The sequence below is a fragment of the Rhodosalinus halophilus genome (assembly GCF_003298775.1).
GTDB classification, from domain to species: domain Bacteria; phylum Pseudomonadota; class Alphaproteobacteria; order Rhodobacterales; family Rhodobacteraceae; genus Rhodosalinus; species Rhodosalinus halophilus.
This window is the reverse complement of record NZ_QNTQ01000011.1, coordinates 71,800-84,954: the sequence shown is the minus strand read 5'-3', so window position 1 is coordinate 84,954 and position 13,155 is coordinate 71,800. Positions and strand designations below refer to the sequence as shown.

The window sequence follows — 13,155 nt, the reverse complement described above, 5'->3', positions numbered from 1 at the left end:
GCTTGGCGCAAGGCGTTTCGAAACGCCTTGCGCTTGTTGCCACCCGGTCGCGGCGCTAGAACGTCACGGGTAATCGGGAGAGCGCGCCATGCCAGAGGATCGGATCAACAGCTTCAGGAGCGGACCGGACGCGCAGGGTCGCTTCGGCGACTTCGGCGGGCGCTTCGTCTCCGAGACGCTGATGCCGCTCATCCTCGAACTCGAGGCGGAATACGAGCGCGCCAAGACCGACGCGGATTTCTGGGCGGAGATGGACGATCTCTGGACCCATTATGTCGGTCGTCCCAGCCCGCTCTACTTCGCCGAACGGCTGACCAAGCATCTGGGCGGCGCCAAGGTCTACATGAAGCGCGACGAGCTCAACCACACCGGCGCGCACAAGATCAACAACGTCCTGGGTCAGATCCTGCTCGCCCGTCGCATGGGCAAGACGCGCATCATCGCCGAGACAGGCGCCGGGCAGCATGGCGTGGCGACCGCGACGGTCTGCGCCAAGTTCGGCCTGAAATGCATCGTCTACATGGGCGCGCACGACGTCGAGCGGCAGGCGCCGAACGTCTTCCGCATGAAGCTGCTGGGGGCCGAGGTCGTGCCGGTCACCTCGGGGCGCGGCACGCTCAAGGACGCGATGAACGACGCGCTGCGCGACTGGGTCACCAACGTGCGAGACACTTTCTATTGCATCGGAACGGTGGCCGGCCCGCACCCCTATCCGGCGATGGTGCGCGACTTCCAGTCCATCATCGGGCAGGAGGTGCGGCGCCAGATGACCGAGGCCGAGGGCCGGCTGCCCGACACCCTGGTGGCCGCGATCGGCGGCGGCTCGAACGCGATGGGGCTCTTCCATCCCTTCCTCGACGACCCCGAGGTGGCCATCGTCGGCGTCGAGGCGGGGGGCCGCGGCGTGAACGAGAAGATGGAGCATTGCGCCTCGCTCACCGGCGGGCGGCCCGGCGTGCTGCACGGCAACCGGACCTACCTGTTGCAGGACGACGACGGGCAGATCCTCGAGGGCTACTCGATCTCGGCGGGCCTCGACTATCCGGGTATCGGGCCGGAACACGCCTGGCTGCACGAGAGCGGGCGCGCGCAGTATGTCTCCGTCACCGACGACGAGGCGCTCGACGCCTTCAAGCTCTGCTGCGAGATGGAGGGGATCATTCCCGCGCTCGAACCGAGCCATGCGCTCGCGCATGTGACGAAGGTCGCGCCGGATCTGCCCTCGGACCACATCATCTGCATGAACATGTGCGGCCGTGGCGACAAGGACATCTTCACCGTCGCGCGCGCGCTGGGCGTCGATATTTCGGGCTGACGCGTAAACTCCGGTTTATGCCGCGTGGCTTCGCCGGCGCGCGGCATAAACCCGCGAGTGCATGCGGCCGGCGCTGAACCTCAGGCCGATGGTCCCGCCCGCATCGTGCGGGCCCCACTCCGGATCATGTCCGGCATTCCGCCGGGCACGACACGGAGGACCGTCACCATGAAGAACTCCCGCATCCTGACCATATCGCTGCTCCTGGGCGGCACGATCCTGTCCACAGGCGCGGCCCTGGCCCAGGGCGTGCCCTTCTCGCAGATCGATCGCAACGACGACGGCCAGCTCGACCGCGGCGAGCTGGCGCGATCCTTCGGCGCCCCATCGGCGGCGGCGCTGCTCGACCAGGCCGACCGCGACGGCAGCGGCGGCATCGGCCTGTCCGAGGCGCGCGGCTATGCAGAGGCCCGTGGCGGCGGCGGCGATGACGACGACTATGACGACGGCGACGATGATGACGATGATGACGATGACGACGGATGGTCGTCACGTGGTGACGACGGCAGCCGGGACGACGACGATGACGGCCGGGGCGACGACGACGGAGACGACGACAGCGGCCGGGACGACGACGGCGGAGACGACGACAGCGGCCGGGACGACGACGGCGGAGACGACGGTGGGGACGACGGCGGCGATGATGGCGAGGGCGGCGACGACGGGGAGGGCGGCGATGACTGATCGCCGTGCAGAGCCCCGTTGACCGGCCGTGCCGCCATCCTCGGCATCCTCGTGCGGCAGGGCGTCTCGGCCTTGGTCTTCGTCGCCACGCTCCTGATCCCGGTGCTCGGCGTGCCGGTCACCTATGACTGGCGCGTGCAAGAAGCGATCGAGATCGGCGCTGCGGTCGGGCTCGTGGCAGGCGTCGCGATTGGCGGCGTCGCCCTTCGGCGCACGCAGGTGGCGCATGCGCAGGCGCAGGACCGGTTACGCATGGTCTCGGGCGCCTTCGCCGATCTCATGGAAGAGCGGTTCGAGAGCTGGGGTCTGACGCCGGCGGAGCGCGATGTCGCCCTGTTCTCGATCAAGGGCCTGACCACCGCAGAAATCGCCAGCGTCCGCAACACCAGCGAGGGTACCGTCAAGGCGCAGACCAACGCGATCTACCGCAAGGCCGGAGTCAACGGGCGCGCGCAGCTTCTGAGCCTCTTCATCGAGGATCTGCTCGACGACCGGCTGAGCGGATCGGCCGCGCAGACGGCGGGCTGACGGTTCCGCGCGCGGGCGCTACTCGGGCGCTTCGAGCGCGTGCGCCTCCAGCACGTCGAGCGGCACGATCTCGAGCGCGCGGGCATGCGTCGCAGCGAGGTTGACCTTCGGCGCGCAGCCCTCGTCATGCGCCTGCAGAAAGCGTCCGGCGCAGAGACACCATTGATCGCCCGGCTTGAGGCCGGGAAAGCGGAACTCGGGCCGCGGCGTGGACAGGTCGTTGCCCACGTATTTCGAATAGGCGAGGAACTCCGCCGTCATCACCGCGCAGACGGTGTGGCTGCCGTGATCCGAGGCGCAGGTGTTGCAGTGGCCGTCGCGGAAGAAACCGGTCAGCGGGCGCGCCGAGCAGGGCTCGAGCTGTGCGCCCAGCACGTTCTCGGAGGGGTCCATCTCCATCGGGTCGCTCCTTTTGCGTCACGCCCCAGTCTAGCGGTCAGGGATTGCACGGCAACCCGGCCTCAGAGCGCCGCGGCGATCTTGCGGAACATCTCGATGTTGCCGGCATGCACCCCCGGCGCGCGGAAATCCCGATCGGCGGCATTGACCGCGATCACCACGCCGCTCGGCCGATGCACCCAGACATACTGGCCATAGACGCCGCGGGCCATGAATTCGCCCGCCTCCGCACCTGCGGGGATCCACCACTGAAAGCCGTAGCCGGGCCGGCCCGGCGCGGTCGGCGCCGTGGGCGCCGTCGCCGCGCGCACCCAGTCCTTCGGAACGATCCGGCGTCCGTCCAGACGACCGTCCTGCGCGAACATGAGCCCCAGCCGGGCATAGTCGCGCGTGGTCATCGCCAGCCCGCCAAGCACGAAGGCCGTGCCCTCGCCGTCGGTAAGGTAATACGGCCGCGCCTCGAGCCCCATCGGCCGCACGATGTGGTCCGACAGAAGCTCGGGGATGCTGCGCCCCGTCGCGCCGCGGATGACCATGCCGATCACATGGGTGTCGATCGAGACGTAGCGCCATGTCTCGCCGGGCGGGGCGAAGGTCTCCTCCAGGTTGGCCGCGAAGCCGTCCATGGAGCCGCCCAGCGCCAGGATCCGCCCCATCCGGTTGATATCGGAATTCGGGTCCAGATAGTCCTCGTCGAAGACCACGCCCGAGGTCATGCGCAGCACGTCGATCAGACGGGCGCCGTCATAGGCGCTGCCGACGAGCAGGGGCGCGTGGCGCGTCACCGGATCCTCGAGCGCGAGCCGGCCCTGCTCGACCAGCACGCCCAGAAGCGCGGAGAGGAAGCTCTTGGCGATGGACCAGCTCACGCGGCGGTCGTCACGATCCGTGCCGAGATGATAGCTCTCGTGCACGATCGCGCCGTCCTTCAGCACCACGATCCCGGTGACGGCGCGCGACGCCAGCCAGTCCTCGAAACCCTCGGGCATTTCTGCCTGCGTGCCCCGGGGCAGGGGGGCCGGCGGTCCGTCGCCGCGCGGCACCGGCGTCGTGAGAAACGCGCGATCCATCGCCGAGAAGTTCTCGACGATCCGCCCTTCGTCGAAGAGGGTGTTGACCGTCCACAGACGCGCGATCTCTTCGCGGTTCCACAGACCGACGACAAGGGCCGCGAGCGCGAGGGCCACCAGCAGCCGCAGGCTCCAGCGCAACAGGCTCCGCATTCCTTCCAGTCCTCCTTTGGCTCAGGCAAGCCTCCGTTCCGCATCCAGGCAAGCCGGCGGTCAGGGCAGATGCCGCGGCCCCTCCCAGGCGATCCACCGACCGTGGAAATCGGCGCGGCCCAGCGGGACGCAGCGACCGCCCGGCCAGAGCCGCAGCGCGAGCGCGGCGCTCTCGGGCTGGCCGTCCGCCTCCATGGACAGCCAGGCGAGCGGCGCGTCCCCGGTCGCCCGTTCCCCGGCCCGCTCGAGTGCGGTGCGCGCACGGGCCTGCGTCGCTTCGGGAAAATACTGCCAGGCGATCGTGTGATAGACGAGGTGCAACCGGCCGGGGCGCGGCGTGTCCAGCCGTGTCTCGAGCCATGCCGCCGCGTCGGCGGCATCGACCGCAGCATCATGGGCAGCGAGCGCCGCGCGGGTGCGCGCCAGCCGGTCGGGCTGATCCGCCCAGAGATAGGCGAGCAGGCGCAGCCGGCCCTCCTCGCTGCCCGCGTCGATGGGCGCGATGTCCGCGCCGCGACGCTCTGAAACCGTGATGGCGCCGCCCGGCGGGTGCGGACCCGTCCACTCGGGCGCAAGGGTGAGCACCGCCTCCGGGGGGCCGTAGCGGCGGTCCCCGATCTGCAGCGCGAAGCGGTCGAAGCCGAGATTGAGCCCCCCGCTCGCGCCCAGCTCGGACAGGACGATCGGCCGCGGATGGCGTTCGGCCAGCCAATGCGCGGCCGAAACGAGCACGGCGGCGCGGCGAACCTCGTTGGTCTGCGGGGCCTGCTCCGTGAAGCGGAGCAGAAACCCGGCGTGGCGCGTCAGCGCCGCGGCGACGGCCTCGCGCAGGTCCGAATCCGAACTCTCCGCCGGGGGATAAACCGCCGAGAGCCCCGCATCGCACCCGCGCAGATGCAGTGCATGCAGCCCGCCCGCCACGCGCAGCGGCAGCGAGGCGCCCCCCGGCCCCAGATCGCCCGGATAACCCGCCCAGCGCCGGCCCAGCGCGCTGTCGTCGTCCCAGAGGCCGGCCAGCACCTCCATCAGCCGCGCCATGAAGGGCGAGCCGAGGCGCGCGCAGGCCCGTCCCTGCGCGCGGAAGGCGCCGGGGACGCTCACCGGAAGCGGTCCACCAGCTTCTGCAGCGGCGTGCGCGTGTCGGGCGCCTGCTGCGCGCGCTCGGGCGTCGCGTCCCCGGGCGCCGGTTCTGCGGGCGCGGCCTGCTGACGCGCGGGCGCCATGCGTTGCGCCACGGCGTTCTGGAAACGGCTCTGGTCGCCTTCGGCCAGATGCGGCGCCCCGTCCGAGACCCCGCGCATCAGATCGTCGAGCCAGTCCTCGTCGGCCTTGGCGAAGTCGTGCAGCACATAGGCCGAGACCAGATCCTTGTGCCCCGGATGGCCGATGCCGAGGCGCACGCGCCTGTAGGCCTCGCCGATATGCGCGTGGATCGAGCGCAGACCGTTGTGCCCGGCATGCCCACCGCCCTGCTTGACGCGGACCTTGCCGGGCGCGAGGTCGAGCTCGTCGTGAAAGACGGTCACGTCCTCCGCGGCGAGCTTGTAGAAGCGCATGGCCTCGCCCACCGACTGGCCCGAGAGGTTCATGTAGGTCTGCGGCTTGAGCAGGATCACCTTCTCGCCGCCGAGCCGCCCCTCGGCCACCTCGGCCCGGAACTTCGACCGCCAAGGCCCGAAACCATGATCCTCCGCGATCCGGTCCACCGCCATGAAGCCGATGTTGTGCCGGTTCCTCGCATATTTCGCCCCCGGGTTGCCGAGGCCCACGAAGAGCTGCATCGCGCCCCTCCTTGCTGGCCGCTGTTGCAAAGTCTAGATGCCGGGAAACTGCGGAAAAGGCCAGATCGGGGAGACGCGCGATGTATCTGACGATGAACCGCTTCAAGGTGAAGCTGGGCGAGGAGGCCGCCTTCGAGGAGGTCTGGACGAAGCGCGACAGCCACCTGCGGAGCGTGCCGGGCTTCAAGGCCTTTCACCTGCTCAAGGGGCCGGAAAAGGACGGCTATCGCCTCTACGCCTCGCACACGGCCTGGGAGAGCGAGGCGCATTTCCTCGACTGGACGCGGTCCGAGGCCTTCCGCGAGGCGCACAAGGGTGCGGGCGGGCACAAGGAGCTCTATCTCGAGCCGCCCGAGCTCGAGGTCTTCGAAACCGTGCAGAAGCTCGATTGAGACGAGAAAGGGCGGGGCCCGGCGGCCCCGCCCGGATACGTCCGGCCGAGATCGGGGATCAGGCCTCTTCGCCCTCGCCCTCTTCCTCGCCGCCTTCGGCTTCGGCGGCCTCGGCTTCCTCGGCGCGCAGACCGGAGGGCGCCGAGATGTTGGCGATCACGAAGTCGCGGTCGATCGTGGGCTTCGCGCCCGCCGGAAGCTCGACCGACGAGATCGTGGCCGTATCGCCGATGTCGAGGCCCGAGAGATCCACGGTGATGTGATCGGGGATGTCGCCGGCCGTCACCAGAAGCTCGACCTCGGGGCGCACCACGGTCAGCACGCCGCCGCGCTTCAGCCCCGGCGCGGTCTCGCGCCCGACGAATTCGACCGGGATGAAGAGGTTGATCTTCGTGGTGCGCCGCAGCCGCAGGAAGTCCACATGCGTGGGCAGATCCTTGACCACGTCGCGCTGCACCGCACGGCAGATCACGCGCACGTCCTCATGCCCCTCGACCTTCAGGTTGAAGAGCGTGGACAGGAAACGGCCCTTCTTGAGCCGCTTCATCAGCTCGTTGAAGGGCATCTGGATCGGCAGGGGATCGGCCCCGCCGCCGTAGACGATTCCAGGAACGTGGCCCTCGCGGCGCGCCTGGCGAGCGGCGCCCTTGCCCGACCTCGCCCGTTCCTGGACAACAAGATCCGGAATTTCTCCAGCCATGATGTCACTCCGACAGGATTGGCGCGGGGTGCCTCCAAGGCTGTCACCCCGCATGAAGCCGCGCCGATAGACCGGATCGCCCGGCTTGGCAAGCGGAAATGCGGGCTCTTGCCGGCCGCAGGGCCCCGTGCAAAGTGCCGGTCATGCAGATGCTGGCCGATCTTCGCCTCACCCGCGCGCCCTCCGCGGCCTTCGCCGCGATGGCGCTGTTCTGGGGCACGCTGGCAGCGACGGTGCCCGCGCTCAAGACGCGCGCGGGCATGTCGGACGTCGAACTGGGCCTCGCCATCCTGATGGCCACGATGGGGGCGGCGGTCGCGCTCTTCGCGGCCGGCTGGGCCGACCGCGTGGCGGGGCTGCGCGCGACGCGGGGCGCGGCGCTCGTGCTGGTGGCCGCCATCGCCGGGCTGGCCCTCGCCCGCGACCCGCTGGCGCTCGCCGCGGCGCTCTTCCTCGCCGGGATCGGCTCCGGGCTGATGGACGTCTCCGTCAACCTGCGGATCGCGCGCATCGAGGCGGCCGAGGGGCGGGGGCTGATGAGCCTCGCGCATGCGGTCTACGCGCTGGTCTACGCCGGCGCCGCGCTCTGCGCGGGGCTCGCGCGGCAGGCGGGCGTGCCGCTCGAGATCACGCTTGGCGCCGCCGCGCTCGCGGCCCTCGCCATGTCGCAGCTCGTCACCGGCACCACCGGCGACGCCGAGGCGCGCGATGCGCCCGCCGGCGGCGATGGGCCGCGCCCGGTCGCGCTGATCGCGGCAGGCGGTGCGGTCCTCTTCGTGGGGTTCTTGGCCGAAGGCGCGGCGGACGGCTGGTCGGCGCTCCACCTGGAACGCTCCGCAGGCGCGAGCGCGCTCGCCGGGGCGATGGGGCCCGTCGTGCTGGGCCTCACGCTGGGGCTGGGGCGCATCGCGGCGCAGGCGGCCCTGCGCTACGCGGACGAGGCGCGGCTGCTCGCGCTCGCCGGCACGCTCGCCGCCGCGGGCACGGCGCTCGCCGCCTGGGCGCCGGGGCTCGCGGCCACCTACCTGGGCTTCGCCTGCATGGGCCTCGGGGCCTCGGTCATCCTGCCCCTGGGTCTCGCGCTCATCGGCCGCGGCGCCGCGCCCGCGGCGCGCGCGAGCGCCATCGCCACGGCCTCCTTCATCGGCTACGGCGCCTTCATGCTGGGCCCGCCCGTGATGGGCGCGCTCGCCGACTGGCAGGGCCTGTGGCTCTCCTTCGCCTGGATCGCGGCCTCGATCGCGCTGGTCCCGCTGGTGCTCGCGCCCTGGCTCGCCCGTGCCGCCGCGCGTGGCTGAACGCGCGGTCCCCCGGTCCTTCCTCTTGCCCGAAATACCCCGCGGGAGTCGGCCGAAGGCCGACGGCGGCGGAGCGCCCGGGCGGGCGCGGGATGCGCGCCGCCTCAGCCGGTCTGCCAGGTGCCCTCGAAGTCGCGCGGGATCAGCAGCACGTCGCGGTCGAGCTCCCCGATCCGGCGCCGTCCGCAAAGCGCCATCGAGACGTCGAGTTCCTTGTGGAGAAGCTCGAGCGCGCGGGTCACCCCCTGCTGGCCCATGGCGCCCAGGCCATAGATGTAGGCGCGGCCGATCCAGGTGCCCTTCGCGCCCATCGCCACGGCCTTGAGGATGTCCTGACCCGAGCGGATTCCGCTGTCGAGATGCACCTCGATCCGGTCGCCCACCGCGTCGAGGATCGAGGGCAGCGCGCGGATCGAGCTCAGCGCGCCGTCGAGTTGCCGGCCGCCGTGGTTCGACACGACGATCGCATCGGCGCCAACCTTCAGCGCCGCCTTCGCGTCCTCGGCGTCGAGGATGCCCTTCAGGATTACCGGGCCGTCCCACTGGTCGCGGATCTTCTTCACCTTTTCCCAGTCGAGCGAGGGGTCGAACTGCTCGTTCGTCCAGGCCATCAGCGAGGAAGGGTCCGAGATACCGTCGACATGGCCCACGATGTTTCCGAACTGGCGCCGCCGGGTCGAGAGCATCTCGAGCCCCCAGCCCCACTTGGTGGCGAGGTTCAGGATCGTCTTCGGCGTGAGCTTCGGCGGCGCCGACAGACCGTTCTTTATGTCCTTGTGCCGCTGGCCGAGGATCTGCAGGTCGAGCGTGATGACGAGCGCCGAGCATTTCGCGTCCCTTGCCCGCGCGATCAGGCGGCGGACGTAGTCCTCGTCCTTCATCGTGTAGAGCTGGAACCAGAAGGGCCGCTCGGTATGCGCGGCCACGTCCTCGATCGAACAGATGGACATGGTGGAGAGCGTGAAGGGCACGCCGAAGCGCTCGGCCGCGCGGGCGGCCTTGATCTCGCCGTCGGCGTGCTGCATGCCCGTCAGCCCCACCGGCGCCAGCGCCACGGGCATCGCCACCTCCTGGCCCACCATGCTGGTCGCGGTGGAGCGGCCCTGCATGTCGACCGCCACGCGCTGGCGCAGGCGGATCTGCTCGAAGTCGGTGGTGTTCTCGCGGAAGGTCTGCTCGGTCCAGCTGCCGGATTCCGTGTAGTCGTAGAACATGCGCGGCACGCGGCGCGCGTAGAGCCGGCGAAGATCGTCGATGTTGGTGATCACGGGCATGGGGGCAGCTTCCTCCTCCGGGCTCGATCGCGCTTAGCAAGCAGCCCCGCGCGAGGCAAGCGCGGCGCCCGTGGCGCCCGGCCGTTGCGGGTGCTAGCCTGCGCCGGTCGTGCCGCGAGGGGGAGCCCGATGACGCTCTGGTTCGAAGATCTGACGCCGGGATATCGCTTCGAGACCGCCACCCGTGCGCTCGGCGAGGACGAGATCCTCGCCTTCGCCGGTCAGTGGGATCCGCAGCTCTTCCACCTCGATCCCGAGGCGGCGGCGCAGACGCTCTACGGCGGCCTGATCGCCAGCGGGTTCCACACGCTTCTTACGGCCTTCAACCTGACGCTGGAGACCGGGCTGTGGCGCGAGGCGTCGCTGGGCGCGGCGGGGTTCGATTACCTGAACTGGCGCGCGCCGGTCCGGCCGGGCGACCGGCTTAGCGTGCGCGCGGAGGTCGTCGACTCCACGCCGTCGCGCCGCCATCCCGACCGGGGGCGCACGGTGATCCGCTACGAGGTCTTCAACCAGGAGGACGTGCTGGTGATGGACTACCAGGCCACGCATCTTCTGCGGCGTCGACCACGGGCCTGAGCGGGCGCTGCGCCGCCGCGCCGGGGGCGCTGCCCCCGGACCCCCGGGATATTTCTCCCAAGAAGAAGGAGCGGACGAAGCCCGTGCGGTGGAGCCGGTTCGCGTCGCGCGTCAGGCCGCGGGCTCTGCCGCTGCGCGCTCAGGCGCGGTGCGCGCCCTCGGCCAGGCCGCGGACGTAGTCGAGCACCTCGGCGACCGGCTTCCCGGCGGCGATTTCCGAGACGATGGCGCTGCCCACGACGCAACCGTCCGCCACGCCGGCGATCGCCTCCGCCGATTGCGGCGAGCGGATGCCGAAGCCGACGAGCACGGGCAGGTCCGTGCGGGCCTTGATGCGGGCGACTTCGGGCCCGACCACCTCGGCCTGCGCCTCGGCAGCGCCGGTGATCCCGGTGATCGAGACATAGTAGACGAAGCCGCTGGTGTTCTCGAGCACCTTGGGCAGGCGCCTGTCGTCGGTCGTCGGCGTGGCCAGACGGATGAAATCGATCCCCGCCGCCAGCGCGGGCAGGCAGAGCTCGTCGTCCTCCTCCGGCGGCAGATCGACGACGATCAGCCCGTCGACGCCCGCGGTCGCCGCATCCTCGAGAAAACGGGCGACACCCCGGCTGTAGATGGGGTTGTAGTAGCCCATCAGCACCAGGGGCGTCTCGGCATCGCCCTCGCGGAAGGCGCGGACCATGGCCAGCGTCCGCTCCAGCGTCTGCCCGCCGGCGAGGGCACGCTGCCCGGCGGCCTGGATCGTCGGCCCGTCGGCCATCGGGTCGGTGAAGGGGACGCCGAGCTCGACGATATCGACACCCGCACGGGGCAGGCCCTTCAGGATCTCCAGCGAGGTGGCGTGATCCGGATCGCCCGCCATGACGTAGGAGACGAAGGCCTTGCGGCCCTCGGCGCGCAGCTTCTCGAATCGGGCGGCGATACGGCTCATCCGGGCGCTCCATTTTCCTGGCCCGGCTCCTGTGCCGCAGGCCTGCCCGGAAATCAATAACCGGCGGCTTCCGGGCGCGCCCGGAGGCCGCCGGGTGCGCCCGCCCGTGCCGCAAGCGTCAGCGGTAGCGCGCCAGCGCCTGATCGAAGGCGGACTGGATCTCGCTCCAGGCCTTGTCGAAGCCGCTCTTCATGTCGTCCCAGGCCCGGTCGCTGGCCTGCCGCATCTCGTCGAGCTGCGACTGCGCCTCGTCACGCTGCTGGCGCATCTCCTCGAGCTGCTTCTCGTACTCGATCTTCGCATCGGCCTGGGCCTCTTCGGCCCTGGCCTTGATGCGGTCGATCTCGGCGTTCCACTGGTCCAGTTTCGCCTTGGTCTTCTCGATGTAGGTGTCACGATCGGTCATCCGGCCCTCCATTCGCGGTGCGTGAATCTCCACCCACCAATGCAGGGCGCCGCCCACGGTTCCCGCGATGCCGCTACTCGAGCGCCTCCTGTCCGATGTCCCCGCAATCCGAGAGGTCGGAGCCGCCCTTGTCCGGCAGTTCCCTGGAAACGGCCCGCAAGGCGCCGCGCAGACCCTCCTCGATCACCGGGTGGTAGAACGGCATCGCGAGCACGTCCGCGACCGTCATTTCCTGCTCCACCGCAAGTGCGAGAAGATGCGCCAGATGCTCGGCGGCCGGCACGCACATCTCGGCGCCGAGCAGGCGGCCGGTCTTCCGGTCGGCGAAGACGCGCAGGAGCCCCGCCGCTTCGCCGGCCATGCGGGCGCGGGCCTGGCGCGAGAAGTCGGCCTCGGCGCAGACGAGGCGGTCTTCGGGCAGCTCCGACCGCGGCGGCCCCACGCGCGCGACCTGCGGCGCGGCGAAGACGATGGAGAGCGGCGTGCGGCGGCAATGCCCCGCGCGGGCGGCGTCGGGCGCCGCGCCACGCCCGGCGATGTGTCCGTCGTCGGCCGCCTCGTGCAGCAGCGGGCGGTCGCCGTTGCCGTCGCCGGCCAGGAACACGGGCAGCTCGCCGATCCGCTGCGTCTCGGGGTCGATCTCGGGCAGTCCGTCCGGCCCGAGCGGCACGCCCAGCGTCTCCAGCCCGAGATCCTCGACATTGGGTTGCCTGCCCATCGCGGCGAGCACCGCGTCCGCGACGAAACGGCCCTCGCCGCCGCGGACCTCGATCCCGTCCTCGGTCTCGCGCAACGCGGCCTCGGCGCCCAGGTGCACGGCCAGTTCGCGTTCCAGCAGCGGGCGGAAGGCGGCCAGAACCTCCGCGTCGTCGATGCCAGCCAGCGTCTCTGCGGCATCGAAGCCCGCAACCTCGAGGCCCAGCCGCGCCAGCGCCTGCGCGAGTTCCACGCCGATCGCGCCGAGGCCCACGACGGCGATGCGCGGCGGCAGGTCGGCGCGCTCGAAGAGCGTGTCCGAGGTCAGGATGCGCGCGCCGAAGGCGCGCCACGGCCGGGGCACGATGGGGCGGCTGCCCGGCGCCAGGATGATCGCGCGGGCCTCGACGGACTCGCCCTCGATCTCGACGCGCCCCGGGCCGGCGAGGCGCGCGCGCCCCGACACCGCCCGCGCGCCCAGATCCTCGGGCACGGAGCGCGGCCCCGCGGCGAAGCCGTCGCGCAGATCGCGCACATGCGCGAGCACCGCCGGGATCTCGGCGCGCAGGGCGGAAGCGCCGCGGATGCCCATCTCCTCGAAGGCATGCCGGCGGTGAAAGGCGTTCGCCGCCTCGATCAGCGCCTTGGAAGGCATGCAGCCGACGGTGGCGCAGGTGGTGCCCCAGTCGCCCTCGTTGACGATCAGGAAATCCTCGGTGTAGCGGCGCACCTCGCGCAGCGCCGAGAGCCCTGCCGTTCCCGCGCCGACGATGACGGTATCGACCTTCATCGGGTCAGGCCCCGGGTCGCGGGACGCCGGCTGCATGTTGGGGTTCGGTCGGACGGCATGGCGCACTCCCTCGCTGCGGCGCGCGGCCCTGCGCGGGACCGCGCGAACGTCTCGGCGTCCATAGCGCAGAATTCGTTCGGCTGCCATCGCCGGTCCGTG

Annotated in this window: 15 protein-coding genes; 6 read left to right on the top strand and 9 right to left on the bottom strand. The window is 70.9% G+C overall.

The annotated features are described in order from the left end of the window. Window positions 1-88 precede the first annotated feature (88 nt). The 3 genes from trpB (at window position 89) to DRV85_RS12725 (ending at window position 2,527) form a co-directional block, all read left to right on the top strand. Window positions 89-1,315 (top strand): tryptophan synthase subunit beta, encoded by a 1,227-nt coding sequence (trpB, locus tag DRV85_RS12740; protein WP_113289859.1) that lies wholly within the window; start codon window positions 89-91, stop codon window positions 1,313-1,315. A 168-nt stretch (window positions 1,316-1,483) separates the two neighbouring features. Further along, on the top strand, window positions 1,484-1,999 hold the full coding sequence (locus DRV85_RS19400; RefSeq protein WP_199525927.1) for an EF-hand domain-containing protein: 516 nt from the start codon (window positions 1,484-1,486) through the stop codon (window positions 1,997-1,999). Window positions 2,000-2,017: 18 nt separating this feature from the next. Continuing rightward, window positions 2,018-2,527 (top strand): helix-turn-helix transcriptional regulator, encoded by a 510-nt coding sequence (locus DRV85_RS12725; protein WP_113289856.1) that lies wholly within the window; start codon window positions 2,018-2,020, stop codon window positions 2,525-2,527. An 18-nt stretch (window positions 2,528-2,545) separates the two neighbouring features. On the opposite strand, the gene DRV85_RS12720 is transcribed toward DRV85_RS12725, so the two are convergent. The 4 genes from DRV85_RS12720 to pth all read right to left on the bottom strand — a co-directional run bounded on the left by DRV85_RS12720 (window position 2,546) and on the right by pth (window position 5,930). After that, window positions 2,546-2,926: a DUF2237 family protein gene (locus DRV85_RS12720; RefSeq protein ID WP_113289855.1), complete on the bottom strand. Its 381-nt coding sequence runs from the start codon at window positions 2,924-2,926 to the stop codon at window positions 2,546-2,548. A 62-nt stretch (window positions 2,927-2,988) separates the two neighbouring features. After that, the gene (locus DRV85_RS12715) at window positions 2,989-4,149 is read right to left on the bottom strand and encodes a serine hydrolase domain-containing protein (RefSeq protein ID WP_113289854.1); all 1,161 of its coding nucleotides are present in this window, start codon (window positions 4,147-4,149) and stop codon (window positions 2,989-2,991) included. Between the two features lie 60 nt (window positions 4,150-4,209). Then, window positions 4,210-5,250, bottom strand: a complete 1,041-nt coding sequence (locus DRV85_RS12710) for a DUF2332 domain-containing protein (RefSeq protein WP_113289853.1) — start codon at window positions 5,248-5,250, stop codon at window positions 4,210-4,212. Then, window positions 5,247-5,930 carry an aminoacyl-tRNA hydrolase gene (gene pth, locus DRV85_RS12705; protein WP_113289852.1) on the bottom strand — a complete coding sequence of 228 codons (684 nt, stop codon included), beginning with the start codon at window positions 5,928-5,930 and terminating at the stop codon, window positions 5,247-5,249. Before pth ends, DRV85_RS12710 begins: the two co-directional genes overlap by 4 nt. 80 nt (window positions 5,931-6,010) lie before the next feature. On the opposite strand from pth, the gene hmuQ reads away from it, so the two are divergent. After that, entirely contained in the window at window positions 6,011-6,322 is a 312-nt protein-coding gene (gene hmuQ, locus DRV85_RS12700) for a heme-degrading protein HmuQ (protein WP_113289851.1), read from the top strand. 58 nt (window positions 6,323-6,380) lie between these two features. Here the strand turns inward: hmuQ and DRV85_RS12695 are convergent, their stop codons facing one another. Next, a complete protein-coding gene (locus tag DRV85_RS12695) occupies window positions 6,381-7,022 on the bottom strand; it encodes a 50S ribosomal protein L25/general stress protein Ctc (protein ID WP_113289850.1) in 642 nt (213 codons plus the stop codon). Between the two features lie 143 nt (window positions 7,023-7,165). On the opposite strand from DRV85_RS12695, the gene DRV85_RS12690 reads away from it, so the two are divergent. Then, window positions 7,166-8,320 (top strand): MFS transporter, encoded by a 1,155-nt coding sequence (locus DRV85_RS12690; RefSeq protein WP_113289849.1) that lies wholly within the window; start codon window positions 7,166-7,168, stop codon window positions 8,318-8,320. A gap of 104 nt (window positions 8,321-8,424) precedes the next feature. On the opposite strand, the gene DRV85_RS12685 is transcribed toward DRV85_RS12690, so the two are convergent. Beyond that, a complete protein-coding gene (locus tag DRV85_RS12685) occupies window positions 8,425-9,594 on the bottom strand; it encodes an alpha-hydroxy acid oxidase (protein WP_113289848.1) in 1,170 nt (389 codons plus the stop codon). A gap of 129 nt (window positions 9,595-9,723) precedes the next feature. Between DRV85_RS12685 and DRV85_RS12680 the strand changes: the two genes are divergently transcribed. After that, window positions 9,724-10,173 (top strand): MaoC family dehydratase, encoded by a 450-nt coding sequence (locus tag DRV85_RS12680; protein ID WP_113289847.1) that lies wholly within the window; start codon window positions 9,724-9,726, stop codon window positions 10,171-10,173. A 139-nt stretch (window positions 10,174-10,312) separates the two neighbouring features. Here the strand turns inward: DRV85_RS12680 and trpA are convergent, their stop codons facing one another. The 3 genes from trpA to DRV85_RS12665 form a co-directional block, all read right to left on the bottom strand. Continuing rightward, window positions 10,313-11,104 (bottom strand): tryptophan synthase subunit alpha, encoded by a 792-nt coding sequence (gene trpA / locus DRV85_RS12675; RefSeq protein WP_113289846.1) that lies wholly within the window; start codon window positions 11,102-11,104, stop codon window positions 10,313-10,315. Between the two features lie 118 nt (window positions 11,105-11,222). Beyond that, complete coding sequence (locus DRV85_RS12670) at window positions 11,223-11,510, bottom strand: sll1863 family stress response protein (RefSeq protein WP_113289845.1); 288 nt, start codon at window positions 11,508-11,510, stop codon at window positions 11,223-11,225. A gap of 73 nt (window positions 11,511-11,583) precedes the next feature. Next, window positions 11,584-12,996 (bottom strand): dihydrolipoyl dehydrogenase, encoded by a 1,413-nt coding sequence (locus DRV85_RS12665; protein ID WP_113289844.1) that lies wholly within the window; start codon window positions 12,994-12,996, stop codon window positions 11,584-11,586. Between the last annotated feature and the right edge of the window lie 159 nt (window positions 12,997-13,155).

Excerpts from the sequence above, each read along its gene's own strand:
- DRV85_RS19400 (WP_199525927.1), top strand. The coding sequence starts at position 1,484 with ATGAAGAACTCCCGCATCCTGACCATATCGCTGCTCCTGGGCGGCACG.
- DRV85_RS12695 (WP_113289850.1), bottom strand. The coding sequence starts at position 7,022 with ATGGCTGGAGAAATTCCGGATCTTGTTGTCCAGGAACGGGCGAGGTCG.
- DRV85_RS12715 (WP_113289854.1), bottom strand. The coding sequence starts at position 4,149 with ATGCGGAGCCTGTTGCGCTGGAGCCTGCGGCTGCTGGTGGCCCTCGCG.
- trpB (WP_113289859.1), top strand. The coding sequence starts at position 89 with ATGCCAGAGGATCGGATCAACAGCTTCAGGAGCGGACCGGACGCGCAG.
- pth (WP_113289852.1), bottom strand. The coding sequence starts at position 5,930 with ATGCAGCTCTTCGTGGGCCTCGGCAACCCGGGGGCGAAATATGCGAGG.
- DRV85_RS12690 (WP_113289849.1), top strand. The coding sequence starts at position 7,166 with ATGCAGATGCTGGCCGATCTTCGCCTCACCCGCGCGCCCTCCGCGGCC.
- DRV85_RS12665 (WP_113289844.1), bottom strand. The coding sequence starts at position 12,996 with ATGAAGGTCGATACCGTCATCGTCGGCGCGGGAACGGCAGGGCTCTCG.
- hmuQ (WP_113289851.1), top strand. The coding sequence starts at position 6,011 with ATGTATCTGACGATGAACCGCTTCAAGGTGAAGCTGGGCGAGGAGGCC.
- DRV85_RS12670 (WP_113289845.1), bottom strand. The coding sequence starts at position 11,510 with ATGACCGATCGTGACACCTACATCGAGAAGACCAAGGCGAAACTGGAC.
- DRV85_RS12685 (WP_113289848.1), bottom strand. The coding sequence starts at position 9,594 with ATGCCCGTGATCACCAACATCGACGATCTTCGCCGGCTCTACGCGCGC.
- DRV85_RS12720 (WP_113289855.1), bottom strand. The coding sequence starts at position 2,926 with ATGGAGATGGACCCCTCCGAGAACGTGCTGGGCGCACAGCTCGAGCCC.
- DRV85_RS12680 (WP_113289847.1), top strand. The coding sequence starts at position 9,724 with ATGACGCTCTGGTTCGAAGATCTGACGCCGGGATATCGCTTCGAGACC.
- trpA (WP_113289846.1), bottom strand. The coding sequence starts at position 11,104 with ATGAGCCGTATCGCCGCCCGATTCGAGAAGCTGCGCGCCGAGGGCCGC.